The organism is uncultured Gemmiger sp. (assembly GCA_944388105.1).
Classification (GTDB): domain Bacteria; phylum Bacillota; class Clostridia; order Oscillospirales; family Ruminococcaceae; genus Gemmiger.
Genome location: CALXHN010000111.1, coordinates 1 through 6,433 on the forward strand (window position 1 = coordinate 1; position 6,433 = coordinate 6,433).

General features: G+C 61.7%; 4 protein-coding genes and 1 pseudogene. 1 reads left to right on the top strand and 4 read right to left on the bottom strand.

Translation table 11 applies throughout. The features are described from left to right. From Q0K17_RS09915 to Q0K17_RS09930, 4 genes and pseudogenes are all read right to left on the bottom strand, one after another. Positions 1 to 335, bottom strand: a pseudogene (locus tag Q0K17_RS09915) (glycosyl hydrolase); the annotation flags it as partial. Between the two features lie 218 nt (positions 336 to 553). Beyond that, on the bottom strand, positions 554 to 2,488 hold the full coding sequence (locus tag Q0K17_RS09920) for a glycoside hydrolase family 2 TIM barrel-domain containing protein (protein ID WP_294542688.1): 1,935 nt from the start codon (positions 2,486 to 2,488) through the stop codon (positions 554 to 556). A 252-nt stretch (positions 2,489 to 2,740) separates the two neighbouring features. Further along, positions 2,741 to 4,039: a GHKL domain-containing protein gene (locus tag Q0K17_RS09925; RefSeq protein WP_294542689.1), complete on the bottom strand. Its 1,299-nt coding sequence runs from the start codon at positions 4,037 to 4,039 to the stop codon at positions 2,741 to 2,743. Further along, on the bottom strand, positions 4,039 to 4,746 hold the full coding sequence (locus Q0K17_RS09930; RefSeq protein ID WP_294542691.1) for a LytTR family DNA-binding domain-containing protein: 708 nt from the start codon (positions 4,744 to 4,746) through the stop codon (positions 4,039 to 4,041). Before Q0K17_RS09930 ends, Q0K17_RS09925 begins: the two co-directional genes overlap by 1 nt. A 389-nt stretch (positions 4,747 to 5,135) precedes the next feature. Here Q0K17_RS09930 and Q0K17_RS09935 point away from each other — a divergent pair, with 389 nt between their 5' ends. Then, a complete protein-coding gene (locus Q0K17_RS09935) occupies positions 5,136 to 6,347 on the top strand; it encodes a BTAD domain-containing putative transcriptional regulator (protein ID WP_294542693.1) in 1,212 nt (403 codons plus the stop codon). Positions 6,348 to 6,433: the final 86 nt, after the last annotated feature.

Consider the following 6,433-nt stretch of genomic DNA (forward strand, 5'->3'; position numbering starts at 1 on the left):
CCGCGGCCGAACAGGCTGACCTTGGCGCCGGAAGCCAGGGGCAGGGCGCTGTTGTCGTTCTTCAGCAGAGCGGCGCCTTCGGATTCCACGGTGGCGCACAGCTCTTCTTCATAGCTTTCCCGCTCCTCGTCGGAGGCGAAATCGCTGGTGAAATAGTTGGTGTCTTCGGTGGTCTCACCCTTGACGATCTTGTAGGTGGACGCATTGGTGGCGACGTTGATGGTGGTCTCGTACATGGGGGCCACCACGAAGGTAGCCACCATGGCGGCGGCGGTCAGCACGGCGCTGACTGCGGTCAGGCCGGACCACAACGCAACTTTGGGCTTTTTCTGCATGTTGTTTTCCTCTCTTCCGTTTGTCTTGCCGCGGCGCGGTCCTTCCTTTCGGGGGAAGGTCCGGCGCCGCAGCCTGCTGTGCGGGGCGCGGGTCCCGGGCTCTGTGTCCGCCGCCGGCTGCGCGCATGGCCGGCGGAAAAACGGGGCGGGGGGTCTGCGTCCTGTATCTCACCCTGCGGGATGGAAACCGCGCAGGGACAAACCTTGGCAGCGGGTGCTCACACCCAGTTGGCGCTCTTGCTCTTGCCCTTCTTGAGCTTGTAGGCGGGGTTGGGGGTGTCCACCTTGCGGATGGCGGCCTGGTCGATGCAGTCACCGGCCACAGCCTTCAGTTCCACCTGGCCGTTCAGGGGCAGTTTGAAGCGGAATACCTTGTCGCCGGTCTGTTCGCCCACCTTCTGGCCGTTGGCGTACAGGGCCACGGACGGCTGGTTGGTGTAGACGGTGACGGTGGTGGTGGACTCGGTACGGTCGGCATAGCGGCGGCCCGCGATGTAGACGAAGGGGTCCTTGCTCCACCAGGCTTTATACAGATAGAAGCTGTCCTTCTTGGTTTTGCGGTCAAAGGTCACCAGGCCCTTGTGGTTCATGCCCGGTTCGCCGCCCTGGTCACGGGCGTCGGCTGCAAAGTCGAACATGTTCCACACGTGGGTGGCCCACAGCCATTTGTGGCGGTCGAAGCAGCGCAGCATATATTCGTGGTACTTGGCCTGGTAGTCCTCGGTGTGGTCGCCCCGGCGGGGATGGGCGCTGTGCAGGTTGGGCATGGCCTCGGCGCCGTATTCGCTGAAGCCCAGGGGCCGGTTGGGGTAGACCAGATGGAAGAAGTCCATCCACAGGTCGTTGAGGAAGAGCCCGGGCACATACCAGCCCAGGTACAGGTTCCAGCTGACCAGGTCGGTGATGTGGGCCACCGGGTTGAAGGGGCCGCACATGGCGTAGCAGGCCAGGGTGGTCAGGCGGGTGGGGTCCATGCGGTGGCACAGGTCGTTGAGTTCATGGTGGTTGTCCAGCATGTCCTTCTTGTCCTTGGTGGAGATGGTGATCTCGTTGGACACGCCCCAGCAGACGATGCAGGGATGGTTGTAGTTCTGGATGATCAGCTCATTCATCTGGCTGATGGTGTTTTCCCGGCCGTTGTTCATATGCTCGGAGATGTAGGGGATCTCCGCCCAGACCACCATGCCGGCCTCATCGCACAGATTATAGAAGTACTGGTCGTGCTGGTAGTGGGCCAGACGGACGGTGTTGCAGCCCATCTCCCTGATGAGGGCCATGTCCTCGTCGTGCATGGCCTTGGTGATGGCGTTGCCCAGGCCCTTGCGGTCCTGGTGGCGGGAGACGCCGTGCAGGGGATACTGCCGGCCGTTGAGCCAGAAGCCGGTCTTGGCTTCCACCTTGAAGTCCCGCACGCCGAAGCGGGTGCGCACCTCGTCCACGACCTGCCCGTTGACGTTCAGGGTGGCCACGGCGGTGTAGAGGTAGGGGCTTTCGATGCCGTCCCACAGATGCACGCCGTTGATGGTCAGGGTCTGGTCGGTGCCGCTGCCCTCGGCCACGGTCTGGCCCTGGGCATCCAGCAGGGTGACGGTGACCTGGGCGCCCTCATGGGCGTTGTGCCAGGTCTCCACATGGACGCTGCCGTCCTGGTAGTTGTTTTCCGGCTTGGGGGTGACCTTCAGGCCGGTGCCGCCGAAATGGTCCAGGTCAAAGTGGGCCTTGTTCACGATGACGAAGCTCACGTCCCGGTAGATGCCGCCGTAGAAGGTGAAGTCGGCCTTCTGGGGGTAGACGGTGTCGTTGACGGTGTTGTCCACCACCACGGTGAGTTCGTTGTCCGTGTCCTTGAGCAGGGCGGTGATGTCGGCGCGGAAGGTGGAGTACCCGCCGTCGTGCCGGCAGACCTCCGACCCGTTCAGGCTGACGCGGGCGGAGGCATTGACCCCCTCGAACTGGAGGTAGACGCACTCGGCTGCCTTGTCAAAGGCGGGGGCGTCAAAGTTGGTGCGGTAGGTGCAGGCGCAGCGCTTGTAATCGTTGCCGCCGTCCTGACCGTCGATGTTGTTCCAGGTGTGGGGCAGGGTCACAACGGCATCCGGCTGTCCGGGCTGGGAAAAGTGCCAGGACTTGTCCAGGAGCAGGCTTCTTCTCATCAGTTCACGACCTCTTTTCCGGGCAGGGGGCCCATTTATCGATTTTCTTCATGGATTCATCATATCCTGTTCATTATTATTTCACAATGGGTTTGACGGAAGTGGTCGTTTTTGTGCACCATCTGGAAAACGCCTTCGTCAACTTGTCAAGGAATAAACGATGCTTTTTAAGCAAGTTGCACAAAGTAAAAAGACCCCCGGAATCCGGGGGGCTTACAGGGTCCATGGTATGACGCAAAGGGCGGCGCGGGGTCACTCCGCCTGGGGCAGGGGAATGAGGATCTTCAGGGCAAAGCAGTCGTTTTCGGTGCTGACGGTGAGGTGGCCGCCGTACTTGCGCACCACCCGCTGTACCCCCCGCAGGCCGAAGCCGTGGTAGTCGCCGCCGGTCTTGGTGGTGACGGGCAGGCCGTTGCGGAACACCGGCTGGCGGGCCAGGGGGTTGGTGATGCTGATGACCAGGAACTGCTGTTTCACATGCACCAGCACGTCGATCTGGCGCTTGTCCTTGTCGGCAAACTGCTGCACCGCCTCGATGGCGTTGTCCAGGGCGCTGCCGAAGATGGCATAGGTATCCGCCGGGTCCAGAAAGCCCATGCGGCTGCCGTCGGCCACGCACTGGATGTGGATGTCCTTGTCCCGGCACAGCAGGCTCTTTTCGGTGAGGATGGTGTCCAGCACCTCGCTGCCGGTCTTGACGATGGCATCATAGATGCCGATGGAGTCGTCGATCTCGTCCAGGTAGCGGCGGCGCTCGGAGCTGTCGGCCATGTCCCGCAAAGCGTAGATCTGCACCTTCAGGTCATGGCAGCGCCGGTTGATGAGGGCGATGTTCTTGCGGGCCAGCTGGTACTGTTCCTTCTGCCGGTGCCACAGGATGTCCAGGGCGTCCAGGTCATGCTGGATGGCGCTTTTGCGGAACAGGGCGTTCTGCAGAAACAGGATGGTCAGGCAGTAGAACTCACACATGAGGATGACCGCCCAGTTGCCCCGCAGGGAGACGATGCGGAAATCCACCACGATGGAAGCGGTGAGGAACTCGAACACCACAAAGAGCAGCAGGGCGGAGATGGTCTGCCGGGGTCCCACCCGGAACTGACCGTCCACCGCCATGCCCCGCACCACAAGGACATACACCAGGGCGCTGCATACCCCCGCAAAGACCACCACCGACAGCCAGGGGACCGGTGCACCGCCGTGGCGGACGTTCATCCAGGTGAACCAGGTGTTGAAGATCTGCACAAAGAACTGCTGGGCCATCATCATCCAGGTGGCGCAGTACAGGCTGCCGAACACCGGCTGCCGGCACAGCAGCAGCACCATGCCCGCCACATACCCGAAGACCACCACCAGCTGCCACCACTGCATGTGCTCGGCGGCCAGACCGGCGGCCCAATAGGCGTAGCCCAACACCGCACCCAGGACCAGGCTCAGACCCAGGCGCAGGCCGTAGTTGTCCCGGTGGCGCAGGGGCCAGGTGTACAGGGCGGCACACAGTCCGTGCATGAGCACCACCGCCATGGCCTGGACCATCAGTTCGGTGCCGCCCATCAGCTGCTGCCTCCCATATAATCGGTGAGGGCGTTGAGGAAGGCGCTGCGGGCCCGGCGGCTGATCTCCAGCTCATGGCCGGCCACCACCACCGTGTCCTTGCGCACCTGTTCCACATGCATCAGGTTGACGATGTACCAGTGGTTGCACTTGGCAAAGTTGTAGGGGGCCAGCTGCTTTTCGGCGCTCTGCAGGGTGCCCCGCAGCACATATTCCCCCTGTTCGGTGTGGTAGTGGAGCATGTGGTCCTGCACCTCCACATACCAGATGCTGCGCACCCCCACCCGCTGCAGGCGGTCGGGCAGGGCCAGCAGGATCTCCTCATTGCGGCGCTTGACCACCCGCTCGATGGCCCGGGTGAACTTGAGCTGGAAGGTGTAGTAGCTCACCGGTTTCATCACAAAGTCCAGCGCCCCCACCGAGTATCCCCGGATGGCATACTGGGCCATGTTGGTGATGAACATCAACACCACGTTCTCATCCTGTTCCCGGATGGCTTTGGCGGCGTCCATCCCGGTGACCTTCGGCATCTCGATGTCCAGCAGGATGATGTCATACCGGGGCTGGTAATCCTGCAGGATCTCGCTGCCGTCGGAAAAGCGCAGCACCTCAAAGGTACGGCCTTTTTCCCGGCCGTAGCGCTCAATATATTCCTTCAGCTGTTCGGCGCATGGCGCCTCATCTTCCACAATGGCGATGCGCAGCACGGGCTTCCTCCTTTGCGGCCGTATGTGACAGATTTCTTCATGGTTTCTTACATTTTATCATAACACAAAACCCCTGCTGCGGCAACCGGGGAGCGGCCGGTACGGGGCGGCGCTGGAAAAGGTTATTTTGTAACAAAAGCCTTGTTTTTCCACGGCAGGCACCCTGCAAAACACTGCTGAAAAGCGCCGGCGTTTTTTGGGCAAAACGCACCGTACCATGCTATTTTTTGTGGTTTTCCGGAAAAATGCGGCCAGATATGGGGGCTTGCTTTTCCAGGGGGGCCGTGCTACAATTAAGAGAAACATTACAGCTGTGCCTTTGCCCTGGCCCCGGGCCGGCTGCATCCGTTTTCTCCGGCCACGCACCCGTCCATGAAGGAGGGACCACCATGCAACAAACCAACTGTCTGCAGGCCAGCATGTTCGGCGGATTACAGATCCATGTAGGGGATCAGTATCTGGTCGAGCAGGGCGGCCGTGTGAACAAGCCCATGGAGCTGCTGGTGTACCTGCTTCTGAACATCGGGGTGCAGACCTCCAATGAGCAGATCATGGAGGCATTGTGGGGGGACGATGAGGTGGAGAATCCCGCCGGCGCCCTGAAGAACGCCGCCTACTCCCTGCGCCGTCAGCTGGCCAAGGCCGGCCTGCAGCAGGAGTGCATCATCACCCGGGACCGGCAGTATGCCTGGAACCCGGAAGTGCCGGTGGAGCTGGACGTTGACCGGTTCAACAAGCTGTATGAGACCGCCATGCAGACCCCGGGCACCCCGCCGGAAAAGGTGGAGCGGTGCTGCCGGGAAGCCGTGGCCCTGTACGCGGGGGATTTTCTGCCCGCGCTCAGTGACCGGTACTGGCTCATGGCCCGGGCCAGCACCCTGCGGCAGCGGTACCTGAGCATGGTGCTGCATCTGAGCGACCTGCTCCTGGCGTCCGAGGACCGGTCGGGAGCGGAGGAGGTCATGAACCTGTGTTCCCGGGCCCTGCTGCTGGAACCCCTGAGCGAGGAGCTGCAGCTGCGCCATTTCACCGCCCTGCGCAAGCTGGACATGAAGACCGCCGTACTGAACCATTATCCGGTGGTGGCCAACATGTTCTTTGACGAGGTGGGGGAGCCCCTGCCCGAGTCCATCCGGGAGATCTTCCGCTGGGCCTCCGAGGGCGCCGACCTGCCCATGGAGGACATCCGCCACATCCAGAAGGACCTGGACGAGATCACCCGGGACGACCGGCCCATCCGGGGGGCGTATTTCTGCCCTTATGAGGTGTTCAAGCACATGTACCACATGGTGGTGCGCAGTGCCACCCGCAACTCGGAGGACGTGATCCTGCTGCTGGTGACCCTGACCCCCCAGGAAGCCCCCAAACAGGAGCGCATCCGGGTGATGCTTTCGGTGAAGGAGCTCATCAAGAACATGCTGCGCAAGGGGGATGTGTTCTCCCGGTACGGCCGCAACCAGTATGTGCTGATGCTGTCGGTGAAGAACGCCGACGACTACAAGGTGGTGCGGGACCGGCTGCTGAGCCGTTACGAAAAGAGCGGCATCAGCCAGATCCTGCACATGCAGGTGACCGTGGGCATTCCGGATCCCATCGTATGAATGTATAAAATCCCGGCTTTTCCTGAAAAAAGGAAAGGCCGGGATTTTTGTTGCTTGTTGCTTTTTGGCAAGCGGCAGTCTGCCGG

Excerpts from the sequence above, each read along its gene's own strand:
- Q0K17_RS09925 (WP_294542689.1), bottom strand. The coding sequence starts at position 4,039 with ATGGGCGGCACCGAACTGATGGTCCAGGCCATGGCGGTGGTGCTCATG.
- Q0K17_RS09935 (WP_294542693.1), top strand. The coding sequence starts at position 5,136 with ATGCAACAAACCAACTGTCTGCAGGCCAGCATGTTCGGCGGATTACAG.
- Q0K17_RS09920 (WP_294542688.1), bottom strand. The coding sequence starts at position 2,488 with ATGAGAAGAAGCCTGCTCCTGGACAAGTCCTGGCACTTTTCCCAGCCC.